The 13,577-nt window shown below is 66.0% G+C and carries 15 protein-coding genes and 1 tRNA gene; 11 read left to right on the top strand and 5 right to left on the bottom strand.

From position 1 onward, the window contains the following. The first annotated feature begins 11 nt into the window (after positions 1 to 11). The 3 genes from gap (at position 12) to T8S45_RS04620 (ending at position 2,958) form a co-directional block, all read left to right on the top strand. Positions 12 to 1,019, top strand: coding sequence for a type I glyceraldehyde-3-phosphate dehydrogenase (gap, locus tag T8S45_RS04630; RefSeq protein WP_188641853.1), 1,008 nt, complete (start codon positions 12 to 14; stop codon positions 1,017 to 1,019). Positions 1,020 to 1,115: 96 nt separating this feature from the next. Beyond that, complete coding sequence (locus tag T8S45_RS04625) at positions 1,116 to 2,315, top strand: phosphoglycerate kinase (protein ID WP_322294851.1); 1,200 nt, start codon at positions 1,116 to 1,118, stop codon at positions 2,313 to 2,315. Between the two features lie 4 nt (positions 2,316 to 2,319). Beyond that, complete coding sequence (locus T8S45_RS04620) at positions 2,320 to 2,958, top strand: 2OG-Fe(II) oxygenase family protein (RefSeq protein ID WP_322294850.1); 639 nt, start codon at positions 2,320 to 2,322, stop codon at positions 2,956 to 2,958. 3 nt (positions 2,959 to 2,961) lie between these two features. Here T8S45_RS04620 and T8S45_RS04615 read toward each other — a convergent pair whose 3' ends face one another. Then, a complete protein-coding gene (locus T8S45_RS04615; RefSeq protein WP_322294849.1) occupies positions 2,962 to 3,720 on the bottom strand; it encodes a flavodoxin family protein in 759 nt (252 codons plus the stop codon). Positions 3,721 to 3,885: 165 nt separating this feature from the next. Between T8S45_RS04615 and T8S45_RS04610 the strand changes: the two genes are divergently transcribed. Continuing rightward, positions 3,886 to 4,779, top strand: coding sequence for a fructose bisphosphate aldolase (locus tag T8S45_RS04610; protein ID WP_322294848.1), 894 nt, complete (start codon positions 3,886 to 3,888; stop codon positions 4,777 to 4,779). Here the strand turns inward: T8S45_RS04610 and T8S45_RS04605 are convergent. After that, positions 4,776 to 5,183, bottom strand: coding sequence for a hypothetical protein (locus T8S45_RS04605; RefSeq protein WP_188641848.1), 408 nt, complete (start codon positions 5,181 to 5,183; stop codon positions 4,776 to 4,778). The two genes, T8S45_RS04610 and T8S45_RS04605, sit on opposite strands and share 4 nt — an antisense overlap. Positions 5,184 to 5,261: 78 nt before the next feature. Here T8S45_RS04605 and thiE point away from each other — a divergent pair, with 78 nt between their 5' ends. Both thiE and T8S45_RS04595 read left to right on the top strand, forming a co-directional pair. Then, complete coding sequence (thiE, locus tag T8S45_RS04600) at positions 5,262 to 5,873, top strand: thiamine phosphate synthase (RefSeq protein WP_322294847.1); 612 nt, start codon at positions 5,262 to 5,264, stop codon at positions 5,871 to 5,873. A 48-nt stretch (positions 5,874 to 5,921) separates the two neighbouring features. Then, a complete protein-coding gene (locus tag T8S45_RS04595; RefSeq protein ID WP_322294846.1) occupies positions 5,922 to 6,590 on the top strand; it encodes a M23 family metallopeptidase in 669 nt (222 codons plus the stop codon). On the opposite strand, the gene T8S45_RS04590 is transcribed toward T8S45_RS04595, so the two are convergent. After that, complete coding sequence (locus T8S45_RS04590; protein WP_188641845.1) at positions 6,587 to 6,958, bottom strand: hypothetical protein; 372 nt, start codon at positions 6,956 to 6,958, stop codon at positions 6,587 to 6,589. The genes T8S45_RS04595 and T8S45_RS04590 overlap by 4 nt on opposite strands. A gap of 109 nt (positions 6,959 to 7,067) precedes the next feature. Here T8S45_RS04590 and efp point away from each other — a divergent pair, with 109 nt between their 5' ends. The 5 genes from efp to T8S45_RS04565 all read left to right on the top strand — a co-directional run bounded on the left by efp (position 7,068) and on the right by T8S45_RS04565 (position 11,982). Further along, positions 7,068 to 7,631: an elongation factor P gene (efp, locus tag T8S45_RS04585; protein ID WP_188641844.1), complete on the top strand. Its 564-nt coding sequence runs from the start codon at positions 7,068 to 7,070 to the stop codon at positions 7,629 to 7,631. Positions 7,632 to 7,637: 6 nt separating this feature from the next. Continuing rightward, complete coding sequence (locus tag T8S45_RS04580; protein ID WP_188641843.1) at positions 7,638 to 8,477, top strand: inositol monophosphatase family protein; 840 nt, start codon at positions 7,638 to 7,640, stop codon at positions 8,475 to 8,477. A gap of 144 nt (positions 8,478 to 8,621) precedes the next feature. Beyond that, positions 8,622 to 8,707, top strand: a tRNA-Leu gene (locus T8S45_RS04575). A 45-nt stretch (positions 8,708 to 8,752) separates the two neighbouring features. Then, the gene (locus T8S45_RS04570) at positions 8,753 to 10,543 is read left to right on the top strand and encodes an SLC13 family permease (protein WP_188641842.1); all 1,791 of its coding nucleotides are present in this window, start codon (positions 8,753 to 8,755) and stop codon (positions 10,541 to 10,543) included. A 122-nt stretch (positions 10,544 to 10,665) separates the two neighbouring features. After that, positions 10,666 to 11,982 (top strand): amidohydrolase, encoded by a 1,317-nt coding sequence (locus T8S45_RS04565; protein WP_322294844.1) that lies wholly within the window; start codon positions 10,666 to 10,668, stop codon positions 11,980 to 11,982. 73 nt (positions 11,983 to 12,055) lie between these two features. On the opposite strand, the gene T8S45_RS04560 is transcribed toward T8S45_RS04565, so the two are convergent. After that, positions 12,056 to 12,238, bottom strand: coding sequence for a hypothetical protein (locus T8S45_RS04560; RefSeq protein WP_322294843.1), 183 nt, complete (start codon positions 12,236 to 12,238; stop codon positions 12,056 to 12,058). Next, positions 12,235 to 13,515, bottom strand: coding sequence for an isocitrate lyase (gene aceA, locus T8S45_RS04555; protein ID WP_322294842.1), 1,281 nt, complete (start codon positions 13,513 to 13,515; stop codon positions 12,235 to 12,237). The genes T8S45_RS04560 and aceA overlap by 4 nt, the downstream gene beginning before the upstream one ends. Positions 13,516 to 13,577 lie beyond the last annotated feature (62 nt).

Below are 13,577 nucleotides of genomic sequence, written 5' to 3'. Positions count from 1 at the left end.
GAGTTATTCACATGGCGACCAAGGTTGCAATCAACGGTTTCGGGCGCATCGGTCGCCTTGTCGCGCGCGCGATCCTCGAGCGTGACGATCACGATCTCGAACTGGTCAGCATCAACGATCTCGCCGACACCAAGTCGAACGCGCTGCTGTTCCAGTACGACAGCACCCATGGCCGCTTCCCCGGCAGCGTCGACGTCGATGGCGATCACCTCGTCGTCAACGGCAAGAAGATCGCCGTCACCAGCGAGCGCGATCCGGGCAACCTCCCGCATGGCGAGCAGGGCATCGACATCGTGCTCGAATGCACCGGCTTCTTCCAGAGCCACGAAGCTGCCGAACCGCACCTCAAGGCGGGCGCGAAGCGTGTGCTGATCTCGGCCCCGGCGAAGAACGTCTCGGCCACGATCGTCTACGGCGTGAACCACGACACGCTGACCAGCGAAGACGTGATCGTGTCGAACGCCAGCTGCACCACCAACTGCCTGTCGCCGGTCGCCAAGGTGCTGCACGACACTGTCGGGATCGAGCGCGGCTTCATGACCACGATCCATTCCTACACCAACGACCAGCGCATGCTCGACCAGATGCATGGCGACATGCGCCGGGCGCGCGGCGGGGCCCAGAACATGATCCCGACCACCACCGGCGCCGCCCGCGCGGTCGGCCTCGTCCTGCCCGAACTCGCCGGCAAGCTTGACGGCTCCTCGGTGCGCGTCCCGACGCCGAATGTCAGCCTCGTCGACCTCGTCTTCACCCCCGGCCGCGACACCAGCGCCGAGGAACTGAACGCCGCGCTCAAGGCCGCGTCCGAAGGCGCGATGAAGGGCGTGCTCGACTACACCGACCAGCCGCTCGTCAGCAGCGACTTCAACCACTATCCGGCCAGCTCGACGGTCGACAGCCTCGAAACCAGCGTGATGGAAGGCAAGCTCGCCCGCGTCGTCAGCTGGTACGACAACGAGTGGGGCTTCTCGAACCGCATGATCGACACCGCCGGCGTGATGGCGGGGCTGATCTAGGCCCTATCGTCACCGCGGCGCAGGCCGGGGTCCAGACGGCAGGTGTCGCACGGTCCAGACTGGATTCCGGCATTTGCCGGAATGACGGAGTAAATGATGGCGCAGTTCAAAACCCTCGACGATCTCGGTGACATCGCCGGCAAGGTCGCGCTCGTGCGCGTCGATCTCAACCTGCCGATGAAGGACGGGCGCGCGACCGACCTCACCCGGGTGAAGGCGGTCGCGCCCACGATCCTCGAACTTTCGGACAAGGGGGCGAAGGTCCTGCTGCTCGCGCATTTCGGACGACCGAAGGGCATGCGCCACTCGACGCTCTCGACCAGCTTCGTGCAGGACGATGTCGAGGACGTGCTGGGCAAGGAGGTGATGTTCATCTCCGAGGTCGGCGGACCGGTGGTCGAACAATCGATCGGCATCCTGCGCAACGGCGATATCGGCCTGCTCGACAATGTCCGGTTCTGGCCGGGCGAAGAGGCGAACGATTCCGAATTCGCCAGGGCGATGGCCGAACATGCGGACCTTTACGTCAACGATGCGTTCTCGGCGGCGCATCGCGCGCACGCCTCGACCGAGGGGCTCGCGCACCTGCTGCCCGCCTATGCAGGCCGCGCGATGGAGGCCGAACTCAAGGCGCTCGACGCTGCGCTCGGTTCGCCGGAAACGCCGGTCGCGGCGGTGGTTGGCGGGGCCAAGGTCTCGACCAAGCTCGCCGTGCTCGAAAACCTCGTCCACAAGGTCCAGCACCTGATCATCGGTGGGGGCATGGCGAACACATTCCTCGCCGCCCGCGGGGTGAATGTCGGCAAGTCGCTGTGCGAGCACGACCTCACCGATACCGCCAACGCGATCATGGACGCGGCCGACCAGGCGGGCTGCACCGTGCACCTGCCTTACGATGTCGTGGTGGCGAAGGAATTCGCGGCCAATCCGCCCAGCAAGCGGGTCTGCAACGTCCACGAAGTCGGCGCCGACGAGATGATTCTCGATATCGGCCCGCTCGCGGTCGAGGCGCTCGCCGACGTGCTCAAGACCTGCCGCACGCTGGTCTGGAACGGTCCGCTCGGCGCATTCGAGACCGAGCCCTTCGACGAGGCCACCGTCGCGCTGGCCAAGACCGCCGCGGCGCTAACGCAGGACGGATCGCTGATCTCGGTCGCAGGCGGTGGCGACACCGTCGCCGCGCTCGCGCATGCAGGGGTCGAGAGCGAGTTCACCTATGTTTCGACTGCCGGTGGCGCGTTCCTCGAATGGATGGAAGGCAAGACCCTGCCCGGGGTCGCCGCGCTGAAGGGCTGACCCGATGAACCGCCGCGATCTCTTTCCCACCCCGTTCGCTGCGGACACGCTCAAGAGCCCCGAAGGCATCGCCGAGCTGCGCCGCTCGATCGAGGCGGAGCGGACGCGCGACGCGAACGGGGTCCAGATTTCGAATGTCGGCGGGTGGCATTCGAACACCAACATGATCGACTGGGGCGGCGAGGCGGCGCGCGCGCTCGCCTACAAGGCGATGACGATGGCCGACGAACTCACCATCGACAGCAAGTCACCCCATGCCACGCGCTATGGCTGGGTGCCCGAGATGTGGGCCAATGTCAGCGTCGCGGGCAACGCCAATCAGTATCACTACCACCCCGGCAGTTTCTGGTCGGCGGTCGCCTATATCGACGACGGGTATGAGGGCGACGACGATCCGGCACTCGGCGGGGAGCTGCAATTGCTCGACCCGCGCATGCCGATGGTCCGGATGACCGCGCCCGACCTGCGTCTCGCCGACAGCGAAGGCGCTCAGATGGCGAACGAGGTCTCGCTGCGTCCGAGCTCGGGCCAGATCGTGATCTTCCCCAGCTGGCTCCAGCACGCGGTGCGCCCGTTCCACGGCAAGGGCACCAGGATCTCGATCGCGATCAACCTGATCGCCGCGCTCAAGAAACCGCATTAGCCGTCAGCGATAGTCCGGATTGGGTGCGTCGAAGCGGCGGCCCTCGTTCCACAGGTCGACCGAATTGCCGTGGCAGGGAATCCCGCCTGCATCCTTGAGCATGCGCGCCATGTGGAGCAGGTTCCAGGTCGCGAAGGTGGCATTGCGGCGGGTGAAATCGTTGTCGAAACCGACATAGCCGTCTCCGTCTTCCTTCGCGTCGCCATAGCTGGGGCCGGGTCCGGCTTCGCCGATCCAGCCGGCATCGGCCTGCGGCGGGATCGTGTAGCCGACGTGCTGGAGTGAATAGAGCAGGCCCATTCCGACATGCTTGATGCCGTCCTCGTTGCCGGTGACGATGCACCCGGCAACCTTGCCATAGAACGCGTATTGCCCCTTGTCGTTGGTCTCCCCGGACTGGGCGTAGAGCCGTTCGATCAGGCGCTGACAGACCGACGACTTCTCGCCCAGCCAGATCGGCGTGCCGACGATCAGGATGTCGGCCGCTTTCACCTTCTTCCATATCTCGGGCCAGTCGTCGCGCTCGGCGCCGTGATCTGTCATGTCGGGATAGACGCCCGGGGCGATGTCGTGGTTGACCAGCCGCACCTGTTCGAGGTCGACCCCGTTGCGGACGAGGATCGTTTCGGGAATCCCGAGCAGCTTGTCGGTATGCGACCCCTCGGGTGACGGCTTGAGCGTGCAGTTGATCGTCAGCGCGCGGAGATCGGAGAAGTCGGTCCGGTTTTCCGCGCAGAGCCCTTCCTGGATGTCGTCGAGCATTCGAAGCCTCGCGTCCTGGGTGTTCCCAATTGGTACGCGCGAGCCGCGGAAAAGTTACATGTGAACGTTCTCGGCACATTGCCGCCACGGGGCGTGCTGGGTAGAGCGCGGGCAGCTTTTCACCGAGGACGACGCGTGCGCGAGGCGCATGGGAAAGGGACATCCATGAATTTCGACGAGATGAAACAGCGCATGGCGACGGGTAAGGGCTTCATTGCCGCGCTCGACCAGTCGGGCGGTTCGACGCCCAAGGCGCTGGCTGCCTACGGCGTGGCCGAGGACGAGTGGGGCGGCGAGGAAGAAATGTTCGCGCAGATCCACAAGATGCGCTGCCGGATCGTCGACTCCCCGAGCTTCTCGAACGGCAAGGTGCTCGGCGCGATCCTGTTCGAGAAGACCATGAACGGGTGTTCGGGCGACGGCTCGCCGATCCCCGAACTGCTCGCACGTCGCGGTGTCGTGCCGTTCCTCAAGGTCGACAAGGGCATGCATGACGAGGAAAACGGCGCGCAGCTGATGAAGCCGATGCCAACCCTCGACGAGGATTGCGCGCGTGCGAAGGAACTCGGCGTGTTCGGCACCAAGATGCGCTCGGTCATCCACGAGGCGAACGAGGACGGCGTCGCCGCCAACATCGCGCAGCAGATGGATTTCGGCCTCCAGATTCTCTCGAACGGCCTTGTCCCGATCCTCGAGCCCGAAGTCAGCCTCAAGAGCGGCAGCCGCGCGCAGGCCGAGGCGCTGGTGCTGTCCAACGCCCTCGACCAGTTGAACCGTGTGCCGGAAGGCCAGCAGGTGATGTGGAAGCTCACCATCCCGGCCGAACCGAACCTTTACCAGCCACTGATCGACCACCCCAAGGTGCTGCGCGTGGTCGCGCTGTCGGGCGGCTACAGCCGCGAAGAGGCGTGCCGCGAACTGGCCAAGAACGACGGCATGATCGCCAGCTTCAGCCGCGCGCTGCTCGAAGTGCTCAATGCCAAGATGGACGACCAGCAGTTCGACCAGGCGCTTGGCAACGCGATCGACGAGATCGCCTGCGCCAGCGTCGGCGACTAATTGTCGTCGAAAGCGAACCGGTAGTTCGCGACCGGGATCTGCCGTTCCGCCTGGCGCTCGGGAAGGACCGAGGTCAGGCGGACGGTTTCGCCGCGGATGGTGTAGGGCTCGCCCGGTTCGAGCTCGACCGTCTGGCGCCAGCCGATCCCGTCGAGCCGGGTTTCGAGGACCGCGCGCCCGGCCTGGATGCAGCGCGCATTTTCGGGGCAGCGGCTGTCTTCGATCAGGCGCATCGGCGTCACCACGAGCCCGTTCGACACCCAGACGGGCTGGTTGAACGGGACCAGCGCGCCCTTGGCCGCGATCTCGCGGTCCGAGCTGACGATGGGCGAGGGCGGGACGACCGCGCAGGCCGCGAGGCTCAGGGCGGCGGATGGCGCGGCGAACAGGGCGAGTGTCTTCATCGCGCCGAGATAACACCGCTACAAATGACGCATGCATGAATATCGACGAACGGCATCGCGTGCGTTAGCAGCGCTCGCATGTCCGATTGCCAACTCTATCTCATCTCGCCGCTCGACGTCGGCGGCGACTTCCCCCAGCGGCTCGAACGCGCAGTCCAGGCCGGGCCGGTCGCCGCGTTTCAGTTCCGGGTCAAGGATATCGACCAGCACGAGGCCGCGCGGCTCGCCGAGCCGTTGCAGGCGATCTGCGCCGCGCACGAAGTCGCCTTCGTGGTCAACGACGACGTCTCGCTCGCCAAGCGGCTCGGCGCCGACGGGGTTCACCTGGGGCAGGGCGACGGCGACGTGCGCGAGGCGCGCGAACGACTGGGCCGCGAGGTCCAGATCGGGGTGACCTGCCATGCCAGCCGCCACCTCGCGCTCGAAGCCGGAGAGGCGGGGGCGGATTACGTCGCCTTTGGTGCGTTTTTCCCGAGCCAGACGAAGGAGAGCGAGCACCGGCCCGAACTCTCCTTGCTCGAATGGTGGTCCGAAATGGTCGAGATCCCGAGCGTCGCGATCGGCGGGATCACGCCTGACAATTGCGCGCCGCTGATCGAGGCAGGGGCCGATTTCCTCGCCGTCAGCAATGCGGTCTGGAGCGGCGACGAAGTCGCGGCGGTAGAGGCCTTCGCGGCGAAGCTGCGCTAGGCCCGCGCTCTCTGGCGCGGGCCGCGAACCGCCGCTAGGGTCCGCGCCATGAGCACCCTCGATCGCATCGTCACCATCCTCGTCACCGCGACGCTCGTTTCGGCGGGCTGGATCGTCGCCTGGCCTTCGGTCTTCGGCGAGGGCGAGGGCATCCTCGATGTTCGCAGCACCGCAAGCGATTCGAAAGGGTCGACAGGCGGCGATGCGCCACCTGCGGGAGACGCCATGCCCGCACCCGAAGGCGTCCCCGATATCGCCGATCGACGTCCCGCGCCGCTCGCCCCGGGCGAGCTGGTGGTGCCGGTGCAAGGGATCGCGGCAGACGAGCTCATAGATACGTTCGCGCAGGCCCGCGAAGGCGGCATTCGGCGGCACGACGCGATCGACATCATGGCTCCGCGGGGGACACCCGTGCTCTCCGCCAGCGCCGGGACGGTCGAGAAACTGTTCGACAGTCGCAAGGGCGGGCTCACCGTCTACATCCGCGCGCCAGGCGGCGAACGGATGCACTATTACGCGCATCTCGATGCCTATGCCGACGACCTGCGCGAGGGCCAGCAGGTGCGTGCGGGCGATCCGATCGGCGCCGTCGGATCGAGCGGCAATGCCCGGCCCGACGCCCCGCACCTCCACTATGCGATCATGGAACTCTCGCCCCACGACGACTGGTGGGAGGGGACGCCGATCAATCCCTACCCGCTGCTGACCGGAAACTAGTTCGCCGGTCGGCGCAGGCAGCGCACCGGGGTCAGCGAGCCTTCTTCGATCTCGCGGATGCTGTCGTCCCCGGTCACGCGGAAATTGCGGCCCCTGAACGGCCCGCTGGTCATCGTCACCCGGTCGCCGAGACGCAGGTAGATGCCGATGTCGTCGCCGACGCGGTAGCGCGAGCCGCGGATCGTCTCGAAATCGAGCGCCGGGCGGACCTCGCGCGCGTCGCCGCTGGCAATGCCGGGTACCGCGCAGGACCAGTATCCGCGCAGCAGGACCGACAATTGCCCGGCGGCGCGTTCCTGCGCCGGGGCGACCGGTGCGAGCAGCATGGCGGACAGGGCCGCGATCGAGAGGATGAGGCGTTGATACATCGGATCGGCTCGTAGCAGCTTCCCCCGCTTGCCGCCACAGCGCCCAGCGGCTAGAGGCGCGCCACACAGCGCAGCGCGCGAACCCCATTCCATACGAAGGCGAACCCCCATGAAGATCAGCGGCGTCGATATCCGCCCCGGCAACATCATCGAATACGAAGGCGGCATCTGGAAGGTCGCCAAGATCCAGCACACCCAGCCGGGTAAGGGCGGGGCCTACATGCAGGTCGAGATGAAGAACCTGCAGGACGGCCGCAAGACCAACGTGCGCTTCCGCAGCGCCGACACGGTCGAAAAGGTGCGCCTCGACACCAAGGACTACCAGTTCCTCTATGAAGAGGGCGACATGCTCGTCTTCATGGACACCGACACATACGAGCAGATCAACCTGCCGTCGGACCTGCTCGGCGATGCGCGCCCGTTCCTCCAGGACGGGATGACCGTGCAGCTCGAACTGTGGGAAGAAAAGCCGATCTCGGTCCAGCTTCCGAGCCAGATCGAGGCCGAAATCGTAGAGGCCGACGCGGTGGTGAAGGGGCAGACTGCCTCTTCCAGCTACAAGCCCGCCGTGCTCGACAACGGCGTGCGCATCATGGTTCCGCCGCATATCGAAAGCGGCACCCGGATCGTGGTCGACGTCTACGAGCAGAGCTACGTCGGGAAGGCCGGGTAAGCCGCCATGCCCGTACTCCCCGGTATCATCCGCGTCATGGAAAAGGCCGCGCGCAAGGCGGGCGGCCGGTTGCGCCGCGACTTCGGCGAGGTCGAGCACCTCCAGGTCAGCCGCAAGGGCCCCGCGGACTTCGTCTCCAAGGCCGACACGCGCGCCGAACGCGCGTTGTGGGACGAATTGAAGCATGCGCGCCCCGACTGGGGCTTCGTGCTCGAGGAATCGGGCGAGATCGAAGGCGATCCCGACAAGCCGCGTTTCATCATCGACCCGCTCGACGGCACCAGCAATTTCCTCCACGCGATCCCGCATTTCGCGATCTCGATCGCGGTGCAGGAGCCCAAGCTGGGCGGCGGCGGTTGGGGCGAAGTCACCAGCGGCATCGTCTACAACCCGATCACCGACGAAACCTTCTGGGCCGAGAAATCGAACGGCGCGTGGCTGCATGACGGACGCCTGCGGGTCTCGAACCGCAAGCGGCTCGACGAGGCGCTGATCGCCACCGGTATTCCCTTTGCGGGCGCCGGCGATCCGGCCGAATGGAGCGCGATCTACAATCGCCTCGCCCCCGAAATCGCCGGGATCCGCCGGTTCGGCGCCGCCTCGCTCGATCTCGCCTGGCTCGCCGCGGGACGCTTCGACGCGTTCTGGGAAACCGGGCTCAAGCCGTGGGACACCGCGGCGGGCTGCCTGCTGGTGCGTGAAGCGGGCGGGTTCGTGTCCGACTATCGCGGTCGCTCGCTGCCGATCTGCGACCAGGAAGTGCTCGCGGGCAACGACACGCTTCATTCCAAGGTGCACAAGCTCGTCGTCGATGCACGCAGGAAGCTGGCGAGTTCGGCAGGTTGACCGTCATCCCCGCGAAGGCGGGGATCCAGCGAAGCACCTCGCTGCACCGCTCTGGATTCCCGCATCCGCGGGAATGACGATTTTTGAATGGATTGCTTGAAGCCTCGCAATCCCCCCGATAATGCAGCGTTCCACGCTGGAGGGGCCCCTGTGGCGGAATTGGTAGACGCGCTCGACTCAAAATCGAGTTTCCATGTGAAGTGCCAGTTCGAGTCTGGCCAGGGGCACCATACGGCCAAGCTGCGAGCGTCATCGGGTTGACCACCGTCCTTACCATGCCCAGTTTCCACGCGCTCGCCGCGCTGGTGGTGACGATCGCGATGTTCATCGGCTTTGCGCGCGGCAAGATGCCGATCGAGATCATCTCGCTGCTGACCATCGCGGTGATCGCGGTCGGCCTGTATTTCTTCCCGCTTCCGGGCCACCAGCCGACGGACGGGCTCCAGCTCGCGTTTTCGGGGTTCGGCCATTACGCGCTGATCACGATCTGCGCGCTGATGATCCTCGGTCGCGGCCTGGTGGTGACCGGCGCGCTCGATCCCGCCGCGCGCTTTCTCGAACGCGTGTTCCGGATGAACCTGCAACTCGGCCTGCTGGTCTCGCTGGTGATCACCTTCGTGTTGTCGATGTTCGTCAACAATACGCCGGTACTGGTGCTGATGCTGCCGATCTTCGCCGCGCTTGCCTCGCGCGGGGCGCTGCCGAGTTCGAAGACGCTGATCCCGCTCAACGCCGCGTCGCTGCTGGGCGGGGTTTCGACCACGATCGGGACCTCGACCAATATCCTCGTCGTCTCGATCGCCGCCGATCTCGGCATGCGCGAAATCGGGGTGTTCGACTTTACCCCGATCGTCCTGCTCGCGGCGCTGGTGGCGCTGCCTTATGTCTGGCTCGTGATGCCGCGCCTGCTCGGCGACAACCGGACTAAAGACCTCAAGGAAGCCCGTCGCTTCGAGGCACGTCTGCGCATTCGCGAGGAAAGTGAACTCGTCGGCATGGACCTCGAGGAGCTGATCGCGAAATTGCCCAAGGACGTCCGCTTCCACGGAACCAAGGAAGGCAAGCTCAAGGCGCAACAGCGCCTGCTCGTTACCGGCACGCATGACGGGCTCGAGGATGCGATGCGGATCCTCAAGGGCGAAGCTGCACCGATCTGGGTGCTCGATCGCATCCGTCGCACGGCCGACGAGACGCGCGAAGACATCCTCGTCGTCGAGATGACGGTGACGGCGGATTCGCGGCTCATCAACCGCACGCTGCCCGGCAGCGGGATTGCCGATCACTACCAGGTCGCGGTGCTCGGGATCCACCATCCGCCGCGCGTGCTCGGCCAGTACGAGGGAGAAGGTCCCGGCGGCGACCATCGCATCACCGAAGGCGACGTGCTGCTCGTCATGGGTCTCGAAGACGATCTGCGCAAATTCTCCAGCAGCGACAGCCTCCTCGTGCTCGAAGGCATGCGCGAAGTCCCGCGCCGTTCGAAGGCGGTGCTCGCCGGCGCGATCATGGGCGGCGCGGTGATCACCGCCGCGATCGGGCTGTTTCCGATCGCGATCGCTTCGCTGGCCGGGGCGATCCTGATGTTCGTGACGGGTTGCGTGAAATTCGACCGCGTCGGACGCGCCCTCTCTGCGCAGGTGATCGTGCTGGTCGCCGCCAGCATCGCGCTCGGTCGCGTGATCGATGATAGCGGGGCAGCGGACTGGCTCGGCCAGACCCTTTCCCTCGGGCTGGTACATCTGGCCCCCGCCGCCGTGCTCGCGGCGGTGATGATCTTCGTCACCTTCCTAACCAACTTCGCCTCCAACGCGACTGCCGCCACGGTCGGCACGCCGATCGCCTTCAGCATCGCCAACCAGCTCGGCCTGCCCGCCGAACCGCTGGTCCTCGCCGTGCTGTTCGGCTGCAATCTCTGCTACGCCACCCCGATCGCCTACCAGACCAACATGCTGATCATGTCGGAAGGCAATTACCAGTTCGGCGACTATGTCCGCACCGGGGTGCCGCTGGTGCTGATCATGGTGGTGACGCTCTCGATCGCACTGGTGGTCAGCTACGGCATCTAGCCGCTTTCCTATTCGCGCGCGCTGTGTCAGCTTGGCCGGCAATGGGTGGCTGGCCGGGGCCGAAGATTCCTTCCCCTGGACAGTGTAACACCTGGTCCATGTCTCGATTTGGGGGAACGCCGATGAAACGCCTGATGACTACGCTCGCCGCCGGAGCCGCACTGCTCGCCACGCCTGCCGCGGCCGACGAATTGCGCGACAGCCTGGGCGAAAAGATGCCCGCGCTGATGGAGCTCTACAAGGACCTCCACGCCAATCCCGAGCTCAGCTTCGAGGAGGTGCGCACCGCCGCCAAACTGGCCGAGCTGATGCGCGACGAAGGCTTCGAGGTGACCGAGCAGGTCGGCCGCACCGGCGTCGTTTCGGTGATGCGCAACGGTGACGGGCCGGTCGTGATGCTGCGCGCAGACATGGATGGATTGCCGGTGGTCGAGCAGACCGGGCTGCCGTTCGCCTCGACGCAGACGGCGACCCCCGCGAGCGGCGTCACCACCGGGGTGATGCATGCCTGTGGGCACGACACGCACATGGCCGCCTTCATCGGTGCGGCGCGGCTGCTGGCCGAACGGAAGGACGAGTGGTCGGGCACGCTGGTGATGATCCTCCAGCCCGCCGAGGAGCTCGGCCTCGGCGCGCTCGCCATGCTCGAGGACGGGCTCTACACCCGCTTCCCCGAGCCCGACTATGCGATCGCCTTCCACGATGCGGCGCAGTTCCCGGCCGGCATGATCGGCTATTCGCCCGGCTATGCGCTGGCCAATGTCGACAGCGTCGACATCACCGTGCCGGGCATCGGCGGGCACGGTGCCTATCCGCACACCACCAAGGACCCGATCGTGCTCGCCTCGGCGATCGTGATGAAGCTGCAGACGCTGGTCAGCCGCGAGAGCTCGCCGCTCGATCCGGCGGTGATCACCGTCGGCAGCTTCCATGCCGGCGCGAAGCACAACATCATCTCGGACGAGGCCAAGCTGCAGCTGACGGTGCGCAGCTACTCCGACGAATCGCGCAAGCTGCTGCTCGACGGGATCGCCCGGATTGCGCGCGGCGAGGCGATCGCGGCCGGGATGCCCGAAGACAGGATGCCCACGGTGACGGTCGAGGATCCCTATACGCCGAGCACCTACAACTCGCCCGATTACACCGAGACCGTGATGGCGGGCTTTCGCGAGCGGTTCGGCGAGGACCGCGTGATGCAGGTGCCCAGCGTGATGGGTGGCGAGGATTTCAGCCAGTTCCTGCGCAATGGCGACGACGAGATGAAGTCGCTGATCTTCTGGGTCGGCGGGGTCCCGCAGGACCAGTACGACGCGGCGCAGGAGAGCGGCGAGGGACTGCCCTCGCTGCACAGCCCGTTCTGGGCACCCGACGCAGAGAAGGTGATCGCTACTGCATCCGAGGCGCTCGCTGCCGAAACGCTGCGGCTGATGGCGAAATAGGGGAAACGGCGACCGCCGGATCGCGCGCTAACGTGATCGGCGGCCGCCTACTCCTCCCCAGGAGATTACGCGATCAGGTGTAGCTCCCGAGCCGGTGGTGCAGCGCCGCGATCTTGCCGAGCTCCTTGGCGTCGTCGGTGGTCCTGGCGTGGCTCGAGAGGGCCTCGCGGATGAGCCGGAAATCGGCGGTCGAGAGCAGTGCCCTTGCACGGGTGGGCTCGCGATTCGGTTGGGTCAGCGTGGCGGTGGTCATCATGCGGCCTCCTTGTTGAACTGGTCCGCTTCGGTCGATTCGGCGAGCGCGGTGGTCGAGCTGGCGCCGCCCGACAGCGCGGTGGCGACGGCGTCGAAATAGCCGGTCCCGACCTCGCGCTGGTGGCGCGTGGCGGTGTAGCCGTCGGCCTCGCTGGCGAACTCGGCCTGCTGGAGCTCGGAATAAGCCGCCATGCCGCGATCCTTGTAGCCCCGGGCGAGCTCGAACATGCCGTGGTTCAATTGGTGGAACCCGGCGAGGGTGACGAACTGGAACTTGTAGCCCATCGCCCCGAGCTCGCGCTGGAACTTCGCGATCGTGGCCTTGTCGAGATTGGCTTCCCAGTTGAAGCTGGGCGAGCAGTTGTAGGCCATCATCTTGCCCGGATGCGCCTTCTGCACCGCCTCCGCGAAACGCTTCGCCTCGTCGAGATTGGGCTTGCTGGTCTCCCACCAGAGCAGGTCGGCATGCGGTGCGAAGGCGATGCCCCGCTTGATGCAATGATCGACCCCGGTCCCGTCCCTGAGACGGAAGAATCCCTCGGGAGTGCGCTCACCGGTGAGGAATTCATGGTCCCGCTCGTCGACGTCGGAGGTGATGAGCCGCGCGCTCTCGGCATCGGTACGCGCGATCAGAACGGTGGGTACGCCAGCAATATCGGCGGCAAGACGCGCGGCATCGAGGTTGCGGATATGCGCCTGGGTCGGGATCAGCACCTTGCCACCCAAATGGCCGCACTTCTTCTCCGCGGCGAGCTGGTCCTCGAAATGCACGCCTGCCGCGCCTGCGGCAATATAGGCCTTCATGATCTCGAAGCAGTTGAGTGGACCGCCGAACCCGGCCTCGGCATCGGCGACGATCGGGACCAGCCAGTCGCGGCTGACCTCGCCCTCTGCGTGTTCGATCTGGTCGGCGCGGAGCAGCGTGTTGTTGATCTTGCGCGCCAGCTCGGGCCCGGCATTGGCGGGATAGAGCGACTGGTCGGGATACATTGCGCCGGCGGTGTTGGCGTCGGCCGCAACCTGCCATCCCGACAGGTAGATTGCCTTGAGTCCGGCGCGGACCATTTGCATCGCCTGGTTGCCTGACAGCGCGCCGAGCGCGTTGATGTAGTCCTCGTGCTTGAGAAGCTCCCACAGCTTGAGCGCGCCGCGGCGTGCGAGCGTGTGCTCGATCGGCACCGAACCGCGCAGGCGGGCGACCTCGGCGGCGTCGTAGGGGCGCTCAATCCCGTCGAAGCGATCGGCGGGGGCAGGAATGAGGTCGTCGAATTGCGGCATGGAGGATTCCTTCGGCGGTGAAGGGCTGATCATTGGGTGCCGCGATCCTCCCGGGCCCGCCA

This window comes from Pseudoblastomonas marina, from assembly GCF_034374265.1.
GTDB classification, from domain to species: domain Bacteria; phylum Pseudomonadota; class Alphaproteobacteria; order Sphingomonadales; family Sphingomonadaceae; genus Alteriqipengyuania_A; species Alteriqipengyuania_A marina.
Note: the sequence above shows the minus strand (reverse complement) of the source record. Positions and strands in the feature narration are given on the sequence as shown.

Coding starts and splice junctions, on each gene's coding strand:
- aceA (WP_322294842.1), bottom strand. CDS start 13,515: ATGCCGCAATTCGACGACCTCATTCCTGCCCCCGCCGATCGCTTCGAC.
- T8S45_RS04615 (WP_322294849.1), bottom strand. CDS start 3,720: ATGCTCGACGACATCCAGGAAGGGCTCTGCGCGGAAAACCGGACCGAC.
- T8S45_RS04625 (WP_322294851.1), top strand. CDS start 1,116: ATGGCGCAGTTCAAAACCCTCGACGATCTCGGTGACATCGCCGGCAAG.
- T8S45_RS04565 (WP_322294844.1), top strand. CDS start 10,666: ATGAAACGCCTGATGACTACGCTCGCCGCCGGAGCCGCACTGCTCGCC.
- gap (WP_188641853.1), top strand. CDS start 12: ATGGCGACCAAGGTTGCAATCAACGGTTTCGGGCGCATCGGTCGCCTT.
- T8S45_RS04560 (WP_322294843.1), bottom strand. CDS start 12,238: ATGATGACCACCGCCACGCTGACCCAACCGAATCGCGAGCCCACCCGT.
- T8S45_RS04610 (WP_322294848.1), top strand. CDS start 3,886: ATGAATTTCGACGAGATGAAACAGCGCATGGCGACGGGTAAGGGCTTC.
- T8S45_RS04605 (WP_188641848.1), bottom strand. CDS start 5,183: ATGAAGACACTCGCCCTGTTCGCCGCGCCATCCGCCGCCCTGAGCCTC.
- thiE (WP_322294847.1), top strand. CDS start 5,262: ATGTCCGATTGCCAACTCTATCTCATCTCGCCGCTCGACGTCGGCGGC.
- T8S45_RS04570 (WP_188641842.1), top strand. CDS start 8,753: ATGCCCAGTTTCCACGCGCTCGCCGCGCTGGTGGTGACGATCGCGATG.
- T8S45_RS04590 (WP_188641845.1), bottom strand. CDS start 6,958: ATGTATCAACGCCTCATCCTCTCGATCGCGGCCCTGTCCGCCATGCTG.
- T8S45_RS04580 (WP_188641843.1), top strand. CDS start 7,638: ATGCCCGTACTCCCCGGTATCATCCGCGTCATGGAAAAGGCCGCGCGC.
- efp (WP_188641844.1), top strand. CDS start 7,068: ATGAAGATCAGCGGCGTCGATATCCGCCCCGGCAACATCATCGAATAC.
- T8S45_RS04595 (WP_322294846.1), top strand. CDS start 5,922: ATGAGCACCCTCGATCGCATCGTCACCATCCTCGTCACCGCGACGCTC.
- T8S45_RS04620 (WP_322294850.1), top strand. CDS start 2,320: ATGAACCGCCGCGATCTCTTTCCCACCCCGTTCGCTGCGGACACGCTC.